General features: G+C 68.8%; 13 protein-coding genes. 9 read left to right on the forward strand and 4 right to left on the reverse strand.

The window, feature by feature from the left end; translation table 11 throughout:
* Window positions 1-135: 135 nt before the first annotated feature.
* Both AB0N90_RS23905 and AB0N90_RS23910 read left to right on the forward strand, forming a co-directional pair.
* Window positions 136-3939: a GH92 family glycosyl hydrolase gene (locus AB0N90_RS23905; protein WP_365199676.1), complete on the forward strand. Its 3804-nt coding sequence runs from the start codon at window positions 136-138 to the stop codon at window positions 3937-3939.
* 171 nt (window positions 3940-4110) lie between these two features.
* On the forward strand, window positions 4111-4440 hold the full coding sequence (locus tag AB0N90_RS23910; protein ID WP_365199678.1) for a hypothetical protein: 330 nt from the start codon (window positions 4111-4113) through the stop codon (window positions 4438-4440).
* Between the two features lie 7 nt (window positions 4441-4447).
* On the opposite strand, the gene AB0N90_RS23915 is transcribed toward AB0N90_RS23910, so the two are convergent.
* Window positions 4448-4852 carry an ATP-binding protein gene (locus AB0N90_RS23915; RefSeq protein ID WP_365199680.1) on the reverse strand — a complete coding sequence of 135 codons (405 nt, stop codon included), beginning with the start codon at window positions 4850-4852 and terminating at the stop codon, window positions 4448-4450.
* 145 nt (window positions 4853-4997) lie between these two features.
* Between AB0N90_RS23915 and AB0N90_RS23920 the strand changes: the two genes are divergently transcribed.
* From AB0N90_RS23920 to AB0N90_RS23950, 7 genes are all read left to right on the forward strand, one after another.
* Entirely contained in the window at window positions 4998-5783 is a 786-nt protein-coding gene (locus AB0N90_RS23920; protein ID WP_365199683.1) for a helix-turn-helix transcriptional regulator, read from the forward strand.
* Window positions 5780-6025, forward strand: coding sequence for a DUF397 domain-containing protein (locus AB0N90_RS23925; RefSeq protein ID WP_365199685.1), 246 nt, complete (start codon window positions 5780-5782; stop codon window positions 6023-6025). Before AB0N90_RS23920 ends, AB0N90_RS23925 begins: the two co-directional genes overlap by 4 nt.
* Window positions 6026-6092: 67 nt before the next feature.
* Window positions 6093-6275: a DUF397 domain-containing protein gene (locus tag AB0N90_RS23930; protein WP_365199688.1), complete on the forward strand. Its 183-nt coding sequence runs from the start codon at window positions 6093-6095 to the stop codon at window positions 6273-6275.
* Window positions 6272-7177: a poly-gamma-glutamate hydrolase family protein gene (locus AB0N90_RS23935; protein WP_365199691.1), complete on the forward strand. Its 906-nt coding sequence runs from the start codon at window positions 6272-6274 to the stop codon at window positions 7175-7177. Before AB0N90_RS23930 ends, AB0N90_RS23935 begins: the two co-directional genes overlap by 4 nt.
* A 101-nt stretch (window positions 7178-7278) precedes the next feature.
* Entirely contained in the window at window positions 7279-9999 is a 2721-nt protein-coding gene (locus AB0N90_RS23940; RefSeq protein ID WP_365199694.1) for a SpoIIE family protein phosphatase, read from the forward strand.
* 427 nt (window positions 10000-10426) lie between these two features.
* Window positions 10427-11275, forward strand: coding sequence for a helix-turn-helix domain-containing protein (locus tag AB0N90_RS23945; RefSeq protein ID WP_365199697.1), 849 nt, complete (start codon window positions 10427-10429; stop codon window positions 11273-11275).
* Window positions 11272-11397 (forward strand): hypothetical protein, encoded by a 126-nt coding sequence (locus AB0N90_RS23950; protein WP_365199699.1) that lies wholly within the window; start codon window positions 11272-11274, stop codon window positions 11395-11397. The genes AB0N90_RS23945 and AB0N90_RS23950 overlap by 4 nt, the downstream gene beginning before the upstream one ends.
* A gap of 293 nt (window positions 11398-11690) precedes the next feature.
* On the opposite strand, the gene AB0N90_RS23955 is transcribed toward AB0N90_RS23950, so the two are convergent.
* From AB0N90_RS23955 to AB0N90_RS23965, 3 genes are all read right to left on the reverse strand, one after another.
* Window positions 11691-12041, reverse strand: coding sequence for a hypothetical protein (locus AB0N90_RS23955; RefSeq protein ID WP_365199702.1), 351 nt, complete (start codon window positions 12039-12041; stop codon window positions 11691-11693).
* 2 nt (window positions 12042-12043) lie between these two features.
* The gene (locus AB0N90_RS23960; RefSeq protein ID WP_365199705.1) at window positions 12044-12508 is read right to left on the reverse strand and encodes a prevent-host-death protein; all 465 of its coding nucleotides are present in this window, start codon (window positions 12506-12508) and stop codon (window positions 12044-12046) included.
* Between the two features lie 435 nt (window positions 12509-12943).
* Window positions 12944-15724, reverse strand: coding sequence for a DUF3962 domain-containing protein (locus tag AB0N90_RS23965; protein ID WP_365199708.1), 2781 nt, complete (start codon window positions 15722-15724; stop codon window positions 12944-12946).
* Window positions 15725-15745 lie beyond the last annotated feature (21 nt).

Genomic DNA, 15745 nt, shown 5'->3' on the forward strand with positions numbered 1-15745 from the left:
GAAATCCGCGCGACATCAACCCCTGAATGACACGCCCAACACCCTTGACATCACCCATCACTTGACCACCTACTTGGTTCCTGTGTACCGCCTATGACAACGTTGTCGGCAACGGCGCGGGGAGGAAATCCGTACATGCAGCGGAGAACTCGGCACAGATGGGGCCCGGCGGCCGTGCTCACGGCCGCCTTTGTGATGGCCGTGGGCGGGCAGGGCACCGCGGTCGCGCTGCCCGCCAAGGCCCCGGTGGCGGACCGGGAGTTCGCATCCTCGTTCGAGGCGGGTGATCCCGCCCCGGACTGGCTGAACACGGTCGACACCGGCGCGGACGGCACCCCGCGCGCCTCGGGCGTGGACGGCGGCTACAGCACCGGCATACCGGGCAATGTGAACGACCATGTCACCGAGGTCCGGGCGAGCGGCGAGAACGCCGGCGCGGGCGAGGTGAAGGAGAACCTGGCCGACGGCGAGTCCGGCACCAAGTGGCTGACCTTCCAGCCCACCGGCTGGGCGGAGTTCGACCTGGACAAGCCGGTCGAGGTGCGGACGTACGCGCTGACCTCGGCGAACGACGCCGCCGAACGCGATCCGCGGGACTGGAAACTGCTCGGCTCCACCGACGGCAAGGACTGGAAGACCCTCGACACACGGGCGGGCGAGACCTTCTCGGAGCGGTTCCAGACCAGGTCGTACGACCTTCAGCAGGCGGCGGAGTACCAGCACTTCCGGCTTGAGGTGACGAAGAACAACGGGGCGCCGGACATCCTCCAGCTCGCCGATGTGCAGTTCTCCACCGGCGGGGGCGGCGGACCCGTGCCGCAGGACATGCTGACGCTGGTGGACAAGGGCCCGACCGCCTCGCCGACGGCCAAGGCGCGGGTCGGGTTCACCGGGACGCGGGCGCTGCGGTACGCGGGGCGGCACACGGCGAGCGGACGCGCGTACTCGTACGACAAGGTGTTCGACGTCAAGGTGAAGGTCGGTGGCGACACGCAGTTGTCGTACCGGATCTTCCCGTCGATGGCCGACGGCGACCGGGACTACGACGCCACGAACGTCTCCCTGGACCTCGCCTTCACCGACGGCACCTACCTCAGTGACCTCGGTGCGCTGGACCAGCACGGGTTCGGGCTGTCGCCGCGCGGGCAGGGCGACTCCAAGGCGCTGTACGTCAATCAGTGGAACGACGTGGTCGCGCGGATCGGCTCGGTCGCGGCGGGCAGGACGGTCGACCGGATTCTCGTCGGGTACGACTCCCCCACCGGGCCGGCGAAGTTCCGCGGCTGGATCGACGATGTGTCGCTGAAGCCGGTGGCGCCCGAGAAGCCGAAGGCGCATCTGTCCGACTACGCGCTGACCACGCGCGGCACCAACTCCAGCGGCAGTTTCTCGCGCGGCAACAACTTCCCGGCGACCGCGCTGCCGCACGGTTTCAACTTCTGGACGCCGGTGACCAACGCGTCGTCGCTGAGCTGGCTCTACGAGTACGCACATGCGAACAACGACGCCAATCTGCCGACGATCCAGGCGTTCAGCGCGAGCCATGAGCCGAGCCCGTGGATGGGTGACCGGCAGACCTTCCAGGTGATGCCGTCGGCCGCGGCCGGCACCCCGGACACCGGGCGGGAGGCGCGGGAGCTGGCGTTCCGGCACGAGAACGAGACGGCGCGGCCGTACTACTACGGCGTACGGTTCGAGAACGGGCTCAAGGCGGAGATGGCGCCGACCGACCACGCGGCGGTGATGCGCTTCACCTACCCGGGCTCCGACGCGAGCGTGCTCTTCGACAATGTCACCGAGCAGGCGGGGCTGACGCTGGACAAGGAGCACGGGACCGTCACCGGCTACTCGGACGTCAAGTCGGGCCTGTCGACGGGCGCGACCCGGCTGTTCGTGTACGGCGTGTTCGACAAGCCGGTCACGGACGGCTCGGCGAGCGGCGTGAAGGGCTATCTGCGGTTCGCGGCCGGCGCCGACCACCGGGTCACGCTGCGGCTCGCGACCTCGCTGATCAGCGTCGAGCAGGCGAAGGACAATCTGCGCCAGGAGATCCCGGACGGCACGTCCTTCGACACCGTCAAGGCGCGGGCGCAGCGCACCTGGGACAAGCTGCTCGGCAAGGTCGAGGTGCAGGGCGCGACGCCGGACCAGCTGACCACGCTGTACTCCAGCATGTACCGGCTGTACCTGTACCCCAACTCGGGCTACGAGAAGGTGGGCGGCAAGGACCGGTACGCGTCGCCGTTCTCGCCGATGCAGAGCCAGGACACCCCGACGCACACCGGCGCGAAGATCGTGGACGGCACGGTGTACGTCAACAACGGTTTCTGGGACACCTATCGGACGACCTGGCCGGCGTACTCGTTCCTGACGCCCTCTCAGGCGGGCGCGATGGTCGACGGGTTCGTGCAGCAGTACAAGGACGGCGGCTGGACCTCGCGCTGGTCCTCCCCCGGTTACGCGGACCTGATGACCGGCACCTCCTCGGACGTGGCGTTCGCCGACGCCTATGTCAAGGGCGTGAAGTTCGACGCGAAGGCGGCGTACGAGGCGGCGCTGAAGAACGCGACCGTCGTACCGCCGAGTTCGGGCGTGGGCCGCAAGGGTATGAGCACGTCCCCCTTCCTCGGCTACACCGGCACCGACACCGCCGAGGGGCTGTCCTGGGCGATGGAGGGGTACGTCAACGACTACGGCATCGCGCAGATGGGGGCGGCGCTGTACAAGGAGACGGGCGAGAAGCACTACAAGGAGGAGTCCGACTACTTCCTCAACCGCGCCCGTGACTACGTGAATCTCTTCGACCCGAAGGCCGGTTTCTTCCAGGGCAAGGACGCCAAGGGGAACTGGCGGGTGGATTCGGGGAGTTACGACCCCCGGGTGTGGGGTTACGACTACACGGAGACCAACGGCTGGGGCTACGCCTTCTCCGTACCGCAGGACACCCGCGGCCTGGCCGATCTGTACGGCGGGCGGGGTCAACTCGCCGACAAGCTCGACCAGTTCTTCGCCACCCCGGAGACCGCGTCCCCCGAGTTCGTCGGCTCCTACGGCGGGGTCATCCATGAGATGACCGAGGCGCGGGACGTGCGGATGGGCATGCTCGGGCAGTCCAACCAGGTCGCGCACCACGTCTCGTACATGTACGACGCGGCGGGGCAGCCGTGGAAGACGCAGGCGACGGTGCGGCAGATCCTGTCCCGGCTCTACCTCGGCAGCGAGATCGGGCAGGGGTATCACGGTGACGAGGACAACGGCGAGCAGTCGGGGTGGTTCCTCTTCTCCGCACTCGGCTTCTACCCCCTGGTCATGGGCAGCGGCGACTACTCCATCGGCTCCCCGCTGTTCAAGAAGGTCACCGTGCATCTGGAGAACGGCCGTGATCTGGTGGTCCGGGCGCCGGGCAACAGCGCGAAGAACGTGTACGTGCAGAGCGTGACCTTCAACGGCCGCCCCTGGACGTCCACTTCACTGCCGCAGTCGCTGCTGGCCAAGGGCGGGGAGCTGACGTTCACCATGGGGCCGCGGCCCTCGGCGTGGGGCTCCGGGAAGAACGCCGGGCCGGTCTCGATCACCCAAGGCGACAAGGCGCCCGCGCCCCGGACGGACCTGCTGCGCGGGGAGGGCGCCCTGTTCGACAACACGTCGGCGACGGACGAGACGTTCACCTCCGTCGAGCTGCCGGTGAGCGGGTCCGGGAAGCCGGTGCAGTACACGCTGACGTCGGCGGCGGACCACACCACCGCGCCGACGGACTGGACCCTCCAGGGCTCGGCCGACGGCACGACCTGGCGGACGCTGGACCACCGCTCCGGGGAGACCTTCCCGTGGAACCGGCAGACCCGGGCGTTCACCATCGCGGCGCCGGGGTCGTACGCCAAGTACCGGCTGGTGCTGGGCGGTTCGGCGACGCTCGCGGAGGTGGAGCTGCTGGGGTGAGGTGAGCGGCGGCGCGGGGCCCCGGGTGCGAGTGCGGCGCCCGGGGCTCCGCGCTGTCCGGGCGACCGGGCTATCCGGGCAGTCCGGGCGGTACCCCAAGAGTTGGTAAAGTGAGTGCTTTATGATTCCTTTTGCCGACTTCGTTCCCACCTCCCCCGCAGGAAGCTCCCGTTGATCGCCATAGCCGCAGCCCTCATAGAGGTCGCGCTCATCGCCGTACAGCGCCGGCGCACCCCGTCCGGCGCCCCGAAGGAGACCTCCTGGTCCCATGTGGCCGCGGCACTGGCCGCGGGCGTGGTGGGATGGCTGCTCATCGGCAGGCCCGAGACCGCGTGGGACGATCTGTGGCTGCCCGTCTTCTTCGGGGTGATCCTCGGCACCGAGGCCGCGCGGGCGGCGCACGTCCTCTCCGGCAAGGAGTGGGCGGGCTGGGCGACGGCGTGCGGGAGCGGGGCGGCCTCGGCCAACTGGCTGCTGGCCACCCCGCTGCCCTTCATGTGACGGCCCTTCACATCAGGGCGAACTCGCACCACACGATCTTGCCCGGGTTCCGTTCCCCGACGCCCCACTTGTCGGACAGCGCCGACATCAGCAGCAGGCCGCGGCCGCCCTCGTCCAGGGTGGGGTGCGCGACGGCCGGGACGCCCGTTCCGCTGTCGTGGACCTCGACCCGGACGACCGTGCCGTCCCAGCGCAGCCGCAGCAGGAAGCCCCGGCCCGGCGGGACCCCGTGCACGACCGCGTTGGTCGCCAACTCGCTCACACAGAGCAATACGTCCGCGCTCCGCTCCCATTCGGTCAGCCCCCAGTACGACAACGACCACTCCGTGAACCGTCTGGCAGCGGGGACGGAGCGGCGGGCCCGCGCGTAGAACTGGTCGCGCTGACGCAGGAGTTCAATCTGCTCGTTCACGGGGCGAATGTCGCGCAGCGTGACTAGTCTGCGGCAGTAAGCGATCCCGTACAGATTGTTTGTACGGGATTGTGCGGGGTGGCGTACGGACGGCACGGGGAGTTCAACAGTCATGACGCCTGCACGAAGGAAGAACCAGTCGGCCATGAAGATGCTCGGCCGTCAACTGGGCACGGCGCGCCGGACGGCGGGTATGAGCCAACCCGCACTGGCCGCGGCGCTGAATGTCAACGACGAGACGATCGCGTCGATCGAACAGGGCCGACGCCGACTGAAGCTGGACATCGCCGAGCGATGCGATGAACTTCTGGACACCAAGGGGACGTTGGCGGCAGGGGTAACAAACCTCCCGGAGATCGACCAGTTTCCGCTCTGGGTCGAGGAGTACATGGATCAAGAGAAAGTTGCCGTCACACTGTCGTGGTACGACGCGATGGTTGTGCCTGGCCTGCTTCAGACTGAGGCTTACGCGCGCACGGTTCTGCAAAATCGCGTTCCCGCGTACGAGGCGGAGGAACTGGAGACGATGCTGCGGCTGCGGCTCGATCGCCAAGAGATCCTTAAGCGCAAGTGTCCGCCGACGCTGAGCTTCGTGGTGTGGGAGCCAGCACTGCTGCTGCGTATCGGCACCGAGGAGATCCGTAGGAAGCAGATGCGGTATCTGCGCGAGGTAGCCGAACTGCCTTTCGTCTCGCTCCAAGTGCTACCGCTGGACAGCCCCCTGCACGCGGGGGTCGCGGGCCCCTTCGCCATCCTGGAAACCCCGGACCACCAAACGCTTGCCTACACCGAATCGCAGCGCGGGAGCCAGTTGGTCTCCGACCCAGAAAGGGTGTCTCGGCTGGCACGCAAGTATGCAATGCTGCGGACACAGGCCCTGAACATCCAGTACTCCAAGGGCTTGCTCGACCGTCTGCTAGGAGAGCAATGAGCACGGAAGCACTTCAGTGGTTCAAGTCGACGTACAGCAGCGACGAAGGCGATGCCTGCCTCGAAGTCGCTGTCTCCTGGCGCAAGTCGAGCCACAGCAGTAGCGAGGGCGGCCAGTGCGTCGAAGTCGCCTCCTGCGCTCACTCCATCCTCGTCCGTGACTCGAAGCAGGACCCCTCCCACGCTCCCACCCTCCGGGTCAGCCCGCTCACCTGGGCCGCCTTCACCTCCTCGGTCCGGTGAACAGCGGACGCGCCGTCCTCGCCGTCGAGGTCTCAAGAGAACTGCTTGATCGTCTACTAGGAGAGCAATGAGCGCCGCACTTCAGTGGTTCAAGTCGAGCTACAGCGGCAGCGAAGGCGGCCAGTGCGTCGAAGTCGCCTCCTGCGCCCACTCCATCCTCGTCCGTGACTCCAAGCAGGACCCCTCCCACGCCCCCACCCTCCACGTCAGCCCCCTCACCTGGGCCGCCTTCACCTCCTCGGTCCGGTGAACAGCAGACGCGCCGTCCTCGCCTCCGTCGCCGCGCTCGCCGCCGGGCTGCCCACGGTCGACGCCGTCGTGCGCGGTACCGGTGCCACGCCCGCCGCGGCCGCGGCGGACCAGTACGGGTCCAACACGGAGCTGTACACCCGTACCGCGGACCGGGAGGGCGTCGACTGGGTGCGCCGGTTCCGGATCGGCGCGCCGGCGCAGATCACGGACAATGACCGGGCCACCAGCAGCCTGCTCGGCAGTACCGCGGTGATCGCGCCGCACGGGGGCGGGATCGAGGCCGGTACGAGTGAGCTGTGCATGGCGATCGCCGGGTACACGCCGTTCGAGGCGGACACCGACCCGGCGGGCGCGGCCGTACAAGGAGAGCCGCAGCGGGACTACTGGATGTTCGAGGCGCTGGCGAACTCCGCCGCGCAGCATGTGACGTCCACGCACTGCGACGACCCGGCCGCGCTGGCCGTCTGCACGGGCAATCTGTACGCCGTGTCGCTGCACGGGTTCGACGACACCTCCGTGAAGAAGGTGATCATCGGGGGCCGGGACGCGCGGCTGAAGCGGAACCTGCTCGCGGCGTTCACGAAGTACGGGCTGACGTCCCCGGCGGCCAACCCGGACTGGAACGTCACCGTGGTCCTCGCGGACCCCTCGACCACCATCGACGGCGACGACCCGGCCAACATCGTCAACCGCACCCGTACCGGCGGCGGCGCCCAGCTGGAGATATCCACGGCGCTGCGCAAGGCGATGTTCGGCGACTTCTCCGGCGCGGCCAAGCGCCGGACGACCGCGGGCGTCCCGAGCACGGCCGCCCCCTACGCCGACCACTTCTGGACCGGCTTCGTGGGCGCCGTACGCGAGGCGATCAAGAACCATGAGCGGGGCCTGGACGCACTGTAGGGACCGGCGCCGGATCATCGGCGGTTCCACCCCCTAGAACACCTGTCCAATCTATGGACGGACCATGGCCACACAGCGGACCCCGGTGCTACAAATGCGGCATGTCGGACACCGTTGCTCGATTCAGACGCCTGCTGTGGCGCTCTGTGATCGGCGGGAGGCAGTGGAGCGTCGCCAAGCAGGTCTTCCTGCTCCAGGCGGCTCTCGTGGTGCTGCTGGTGCTCAGTGGCGTCCTCGCCCTGTATCTGCAGTCCGAGCGGGACACCACGGCCGAGGCCCGGCGTCGTTCCGTCGCCGTGGCGGAGACCTTCGCCCACTCCCCCGGGGTCCTCCAGGCACTGGCGGCCCCCCAGCCCTCCAAGGTGCTCCAGCCGATGACCGAGGCGGGGCGCAAGGCGGCCGGGGTCGACTTCATCGTCGTCATGGACACGCACGGCATCCGCTATACGCACCCGATGCCGAGCAAGATCGGCCAGCGGTTCGTGGGCACCATAGGGCCGTCCCTCGCCGGGCAGACGTACACGGAGAGCGTGCACGGTCCGCTGGGCCGCGAGATGCAGGCCACCGTGCCGATCGAGGACGCGCACGGCAAGGTGACCGCGCTGGTCTCCGCCGGGCTCAAGGTCAAGCACGTCACCAGCGAGGTGGACCGGCAGATCCCGATCATCCTGACCGCCGGGGCGGGCGCGTTCGTCGTGTCCACCGGCGGCACCGCGCTGGTCGGGCGGCGGCTGCGGCGGCAGACGCACAGCCTCGCCCCCGACGAGATGACCCGGATGTACGAGCACCACGACACGGTGCTGCACTCGGTGCGCGAGGGCGTCCTCATCGTCGGTGACGACGGCCGGCTGCTGCTCGCCAACGACGAGGCCCGCCGCCTGCTGCGGCTGCCGCCCGACGCCGAGGGCAGCCATCTGTCCGAGCTGCCCGGACTCGACCCCGAGACGGTGGAGCTGCTGGCCTCCGGGCGCGAGGCCACCGACGAGGTCCTGTTCGCCGGGGAACGGCTGCTCGCCGTCAACCAGCGCCCCACCGACCACGGCGGCGCCCCTGGCGGCACCGTGGTGACCCTGCGGGACACCACCGAGCTCCAGGCACTCTCCGGGCGTGCCGAGGTCGCCAGGGAGCGGCTGAAGCTGCTCTACGACGCAGGTCTCGGCGTCGGCACCAGCCTGGACGTGCGGCGCACCGCGGAGGAGCTGGCACGGATCGCCGTACCGCGCTTCGCGGACTACGTCACCGTCGACCTGGACGACGGCATCCTGCACGGCGAGGAGCCGGCCCCCACCGCGGCGACCCTGCGCCGGATGGCCGTGCACGGCATCCGGGGCGACCATCCGCTGTACGAGCAGGACCGGCTGATCGACTTCAAGCCGTTCACGCCCCAGGCGCGCGGCTACGGCTCCGGCCAATCCGAACTGGTGTCCGATCTGGCCGCGGCGACGGACTGGCGGGCGCAGGACCCGCAGCGCACCGAGAACATCCTCGAATACGGCATCCAGTCGCTGATCTCGGCCCCGATCCGGGCCCGCGGGGTGGTGCTGGGCATCGCCAACTTCTACCGGGCCAAGCGGGACCCCTTCGACGAGGAGGACCTGACGCTCGCGGACGAGCTGGTGGCCCGTGCCGCCGTGAGCGTCGACAACGCCCGCCGCTACGCCCGTGAGCACACCCTCGCGGTCACCCTCCAGCGCAGCCTGCTGCCGCGCGCCCTGCCCGAGCAGAGCGCCCTGGACGTGGCCTACCGGTATCTGCCGGCGCAGTCGGGGGTGAGCGGGGACTGGTTCGACGTGATCCCGCTGCCGGGCAGCCGGGTGGCGCTGGTGGTCGGCGACGTCGTCGGGCACGGGCTGCACGCCGCGGCCACGATGGGCCGGCTGCGGACCGCCGTACACAACTTCTCGACCCTCGATCTGCCCCCGGACGAGCTGCTCAGCCATCTGGACGACCTGGTCGGACGGATCGATCAGGACGAGGGGGACGGGGAGGACTCGGACGCGATCGTGGGGGCCACGTGTCTGTACGCGATCTACGACCCGATCACGCGCCGGTGCGCCATGGCCCGCGCCGGGCATCTGGCGCCCGCGCTGGTGCATCCCGACGGCAGCGTCACCTATCCGGAGCTGCCCGGCGGTCCGCCGCTTGGCCTCGGGGGGATGCCGTTCCAGACGGCGGAGCTGGAGCTGGCCGAGGGGACGCAGCTGGTGCTGTACACGGACGGGCTGATCGAGGACCGTACCCGCGACCTGGACGAGGGCCTGGAGCTGCTGCGGCGGGCGCTGGCCGGGCATCCCGACCGCTCCCCGGACGCGAGCTGCGGGGCGGTCCTTGAGGAGCTGCTGCCGGAGGGGCCCAAGGACGATGTGGCGCTGCTGGTGGCGCGGACCCGGGCGCTCACCTCGGACCAGGTGGCCGAGTGGGACGTACCGGCCGATCCGTCCGCCGTCGCGGGGCTGCGGCGGGCCGTGACGGAGCGGCTGGAGGAGTGGGGGCTGGACGAGCAGGCGTTCGGCATGGAGCTGGTGCTCAGCGAGCTGGTGACCAACGCGATCCGGTACGGCTCCGAGCCGATCAGACTGCGGCTGATCCGGGACCGGGCGCTGATCTGCGAGGTGGCCGACGGAAGCAACACATCACCGCATCTGCGGTACGCCGCGACGACGGACGAGGGCGGCCGGGGACTGTTCCTGGTCCAGCAGATGACGGAGCGGTGGGGGACGAGGTATTCGCCGCAGGGGAAGGTGATCTGGGCGGAGATGGCGCTGCGGGGGGCTCCGCCGGTCGGGGCGGAGTTGACGCTGGATTCGTTCGATGAGATCTGAGGTCGGAAAGACATGGACGGAAGAGAGGGCCGCACCCCCGTTACCAGGGGTGCGGCCCTCAACTGCCGTTACTGATCGCTTACTTGCGGATCAGGCTGCGCAGGACGTACTGAGACATGCTCCCGTTACACGGTAGTTCTGCAGGATTTCGAGGACTATGGCGTTCTGGCAATGATCCTCGCATCAGATCGCCACAATGACCATGGTTTCCGGGCGTGGCGAGCGCATCTGGCCGAGTTTTCCTACCGCTAACGCAGCACCTCGACACGCGCAGCACGGCGAGTCAACGTGCTTCATTGGCGATTGTTGTCGGTGTGAGGTCTCAGGAGATGCTTGACCGTTTGTGCTCTGGACATGGTTGACACGTTCGGCTGAACGTCCGCTATCCCCCAACTGCCGGTGCGGCAGGGGTGCTTCCGTCGGAGTTATGGACATACAGCAGTTGGCCGAGTACCGCTACCGCGCTGTCCGCGAAGTGCTCGGCGGGTCTGCGATTGGTGAGGTCGCGGCCCGGTACGGCACCTCGCGCCAGACACTGCACAGCTGGCGGCGGCGGTTCGAGCAGGAGGGCATGCCCGGTCTGCTGGATCGCTCCCGCCGGCCGCGGAGCAGTCCCACGCGCCTGTCCGCCGAGGTTGAGGCCGAGATCTGCGAGCTGCGCCGCCGGCATCCCCAGTGGGGTGCCCGCCGGATCTCCCACGAGCTGTCCGGCCGCGGGCTGGCGTCGGCCCCGTCGCGGACAACGGTTCACCGGATGCTGTCCCGCAATGGCCTGGTCCGCTCCCAGGAACAGCAGCAGCCGCGCACGTACCGCCGGTGGCAGCGTGAGGCGCCGATGCACCTGCGGCAGATGGACCTGGTTGAAATAGGGCAATTGCTGGGTCCATCAGCTGCAGCAGGCAACACAGCCGAGAACAGCAGCGATGCACCACGGTCAGTTCGACCCTCGGCACGCACGACCGTGAGCATAGAGCACGCCGACAATCAGAGCGCCTCGCGAACACGATGGCCGCACCACCCCGCCTCTCCGGCCGTGCTCGAGGACCTCCGGAAGGCGGTAGCCGCGAAGGCCGAGGGCGCGCCTCCTCTGTCACAGGCGCAAGTCGACCTGATCGTCACCATCCTGCGCCAGGCAGGCTGCGAGGCCGGTGCACATCGTGCACGCGGAGCGCCACACCGGACAGATGACGGGCCGCAGGGGCGGTACTCGGCACCGGCGGCACGGGGTGCGGTCACGCTCCTCTCGCATTCGTGCTCACCCAATGCTGCAGCGTGAGCCCGCTGGTCCGGTCCTCCCTGATCGTGACCGAGACGGACTACTGGACCGAGATGGCACCGGCGATGCTGGTGATCGACTTCGGCTTCGGGACCGGCGTCATCGCCCGGACCAGGCCGTAGGCTATGGAGTGGACCACGACAACCGGAGATCGCCTCGGCGCTGCTCACCTCCGCCCAGCACCTCGGCGTCGCCCTGGCCTCGAGACCCTGGCGAGCGTCGCCGCTGCAGTCAACGACAAAGCCGCTTCACGCAGAGACTTCCCCTCCTCGCTGTGATCGGGGAGATCGAGTCGACCTTTCCCAAGGCCGCGCCGCCCTCGAGTGAAGTCAAAGTCCCCGGTCGCGGCAGCCACACGGCGATCATCCTCATCGGATGCGCGCTCACCGACGATGTATGACGCTGCGAAGCCCGCCTACTTCGTCTCGTTCGGGTGGCTCGTGTGCACCTGCTCCAGGAAGACCGTGCGCTCGTGGACGTAGAACCAGATGCGCGCCGTGCCCTTCGCAGTCGGTTTGTGCTGCCACCGCTCACGGGTAGCGCCGCCACGCTCGATGACGCCGAGCTCACCCTTGAGCCGATAGTTCGTCGGTGTCGTGGCCATTGGCGTCCGCGTGAGGAAGTCCCAGGTCTCCGTCATGGGGTTGCGGATCGTCGCGACGAGGTCGCGCCATCCTTTCTGCGCGTCGACCGTGGCGAAGCGGATCTCGTACTCGATCTTCTTCGGAGGGCGAGGAACCAGCTCGCCCTTCCTGGCGGCCGCCACGGCTACGGACGCTCCACGGTCTCATCGTCGTCGAGCCACTCCAGACCGGCGCTGCCGCTGCTGAGCCCGGCCGCGACGGCGGTGGCCGTCTCCTTCCAGGAGGTCAGCTCTGCGATCGCGAGGTGCGGCTGATCGGTGGAGAACGACGCGCGCGCCGCATCGACGAGGTCCTGCGCGCAGGACTCCCGGTCGGCCGGCGACAGCGCGAGCATCCAAGGGAAGGCCTTGGACATCCGCTCGGCGAGCGAGCCGCGGTCGTCGAGAGTGACGGTGATGAGCTGCGCGGCAAAGTTCAGCAAGCGGGCACGACCCTCGGCCTCGCGCTGCGACATCAGGACCAGAGCCTCGCCGTCGCGCCGGGTCACCGTCACGGGGTGGTCCTCGGCCTCGGCGAAGACCTCGGCGGAATGCTTGCTCAGGTCCGAGGAGCGCCGAGTCGTCACGGGGAGGTCTACTGCGGTGGTCATGGATCCATAGTATTCGGAACGTATTCGGAAGTCCAGTCGAGGGCGCTGAGTGCGTGCGCCAGACGTGCCCGATGGTGTCCCGCGTGATGGTGTACGTGATCAGTTGGTGAGAGTGCGCGGGTACCTATCCGGGGCGATTCAAAATGCTCCGCCTCCTGGAACACGGGCACCAAGTATGGATAGTCCCCGTCAGCGATCACGGGATCGCCGTCCACACTCCGGAGGACCTTGTGCGCGCCGGTGCTCTCCTGAAATCTGAGGGGAGGCAACATCAGGACCGGTAGTTGGCAGTGGCCCGGAACACTGCAGCCGCAAAGCGTAGCGGGGGAACCTCAAAACCACCGAGACAGATGATCGGGTCATCGCGCCAGCACAGGACAGGTCTCCCCACGGCTCACGCCGTGTGTCCAACCACTACCCGGCCACGACGACTGCTTACGCCTCGCCCAACGACTCGTCCTCCTCGCCGTGCTCGGGCGTGGCCCCGATCGAGGCCGTCCCCGGATCGGCCTGCTCCGTGTCCTCCATGGGCTCGGCGTACTTCGCGGTGAGCCGAGCGAGGTGCAGGGCTAGTGGAAGCTGGAGCGCGTTGGCATAGTCGTCCGGGAAACGCTGCTGGTGGACGTACATGGCCCACTGCTCCGGATCGTCGCCTGGTTGGAGTGCTGCCATGCAGAGGTCCAGGATTTCGGGATTCCACGCCGGCGTTCCTGGCATGCGTAGGGACCGTCCGGCTGCGTTCCGGTGCTCGGTGAACTTGCTGATGTCACGGGGGTGTCCGTGCTGGCTGGCCTTGTCCGAGGTGCTTTGGAAGAGCCGATTGTCCGGCTGCGCGTCAGCGGGCAGCCACAGGCCCTTGGCAACCCCGGCGCCCACGTCCCCGTCGGGTGCCCACCACTGCGGTGTCTCCTCCCGGTCGTGGCTCGCGATGCGGACGACCCGCAGGCGGCGGCCGTGCGCAGCGAGCCGCTGAAGTGGTCCGGCGCCCAGGCTCAGGCGGTCGACGGCCAGCCCGGGGTTGGTCAACCACGGCCAGCGCTGGCGGGTGTTCTGTGCGTGGGTGAGGACAAGGGTCGGCTCGCCGCGCAGCTTGTACAGCGTCTGCTTGACGAACAGGGCGGTTGCGTCCTCCTGCTGCTTTCGCGTCCTGAGATCTGTGCCGCGGATCTCTCCGGTAAGGCTGCGCAACAACTCGGGGTACGGCACCCAGCCCGATGTTGCCGCCGTACGGCCGAGCACACAGTCCTGGCCAGGACGGATGAGTACGGCGATCGGGGTGAACTGCGGGTATTTGTTGTCGCGGCTGACGTTGCGCTTGACGAGCCAGAAGGCGAGCTGGTTCAGGTCCTCCGGGATGGCCGCACCGAGTGAATGCTCGGGCAGGAACCGCATCCCGAGCTGCCGCAGGCCATCGCCCCAGGCAGCCTTGGCCCGGTGCGGGTCCGAAACAGCCTCTGGCTTGGTGCCGTCCGGGTCCGGGAGGTCCAAGAACTGGCTGACCAGGCCGGCGTCAGCAAGCCCCACACGCAGCGCGGACTTAGGGTCGCTGGTGCGGCGCCGGAAGCCGTCCTTGCCCTCCAACTCGACGAATGCCAGCTGAGGGTGCGTGCCCAGATCGGTCGTCCACGCGCGCATTGCGTCCCGCACCGCACGCCGTCGCGCATCCATGGCGGCGTCCCATTCGTCGCCGCGCCGCAGGAAGCTTCCCTCACCCAGCGGGCCGACCAGTTCCCCGGCCTGCCGGACGTGGAGACGCACGGTCAGGTCGGGATGGTCCCACTGCCACAGGTCGGGGCCACCGGCTGTGCGGTGCTGCGCGAGGCCCAGGTTCTCCTCGGCAGCCGCGACCAAGTGGTCGCGCATGGTGTCGGTCTGGTGCAGCAGTACGGCGGTGAGCCCCGCGGAGCCGACGGCGCGCGCGAGAAGTGGGCGCCGTCGGGCGGCGTTGCGCGCCTGCCGCTCGGCGTTCTCCCGGTCGATCCTCGCCTTGTCCTCGTCGGTGGCCTTCTTCGGCACGGAGGCAGTGGACTCGAGCACGTTGTGCGGGGTCTGGCGCCGGATCTCGCTGCGCCGGGATGTGCTGACGCGCATGAACTCGGGGGATAGTGCCGCCGTGGCCCACTCCGTCAGGCGCCGTCGCTCCTGCGGCGCGATTCCGGCCTGTACCCCGTGTCGTCCCATCATCGTGTGGTGCACCACTGCAGCGGTGACGCCGTCCCGGCTGGTGAGCCAGGTCTCCGGCTCCTTGGCCATGAGGTCGGGTGAGGGGAAGCGGGGTACGGCAGAGATCTGGTTCAGCATCCCCTCCGGCCCGCCCTGAACCCACGCGTAGCCCCCGGTCTGGGGCACCCAGCGCAGGCCGCCGACCGCGAACCGTTCCGGGGCGGGTCCGTCGGGCACAAGACTCTGGTCCGCCAGCAGGTAGACGGAGGCGCTTCCCCGCTGCGGGAGCCAAACGGGACCGCGTACCCATCGGCGTACACCGGTGGAGAGGTGGATACGGGGGGTCGGGTCGAAGGGAGCGGTGCGCAGACAGATCCGGATGTACGCGGAGTAGTTCCACACCTTGGCCTTCGCACCACGTCCGGTGGGGTGCTCCAGCGGCGGCCACGAGACGAGCTCGGCCCCGGGGGCTCCTGCGTCCATCGCGACCTGCCGGAACGTGAGCCGCTCGCCGAAGTGCTCATAGGCCGGTTCCTGTCGTGCGATGCGGGCAGCGAGGACCTCGGGCAGAAGCCGCCACAGGTGGTCGGCGGGCACGGCGGTGCCGCCGTCACTGACGGTCTGCTCCAGCATGCTGACGCTGAGGAGATCCCACTCCAGGCCGTCGATGCCCAGCAGGGAGGCGGTTTCCTTGACTTTGGCGTGTCCCTCGGGGCCCGGCTGCAGATCGCGCAGCCAGGCGTGGATGAAGGTGCTCATCACCGCCTTGGGATAGGGGGCGTTCGCGTACAGCCAGGGCCGGCCGTCGTCGAGTGGGGCCCTTTTTGCGACGGACACCAAGTCGGGGGCGACGGCTGCGATCACCTGGTTGAGCCGCTTGATGGGCACCGACACCTTGCCGCGGTCGCGCCGCTCGGGCTTACCGTGCTGCCAGTGGTCCTTGAGGGGGTCCCGCCAGGCTCGGGGGAAGGTGAGTGCGTAGTGGGGCATGAGGAAGGGATCGCCGCCCGGTGTGGGGATGAAGGCGGCGGGCTGGATGTGGTCGTAGGCCATGGCGGGGTGGGTCTCCGTTCG

The sequence above is a fragment of the Streptomyces sp. NPDC093018 genome (assembly GCF_040684035.1).
In the GTDB taxonomy this organism is placed as follows: domain Bacteria; phylum Actinomycetota; class Actinomycetes; order Streptomycetales; family Streptomycetaceae; genus Streptomyces; species Streptomyces murinus.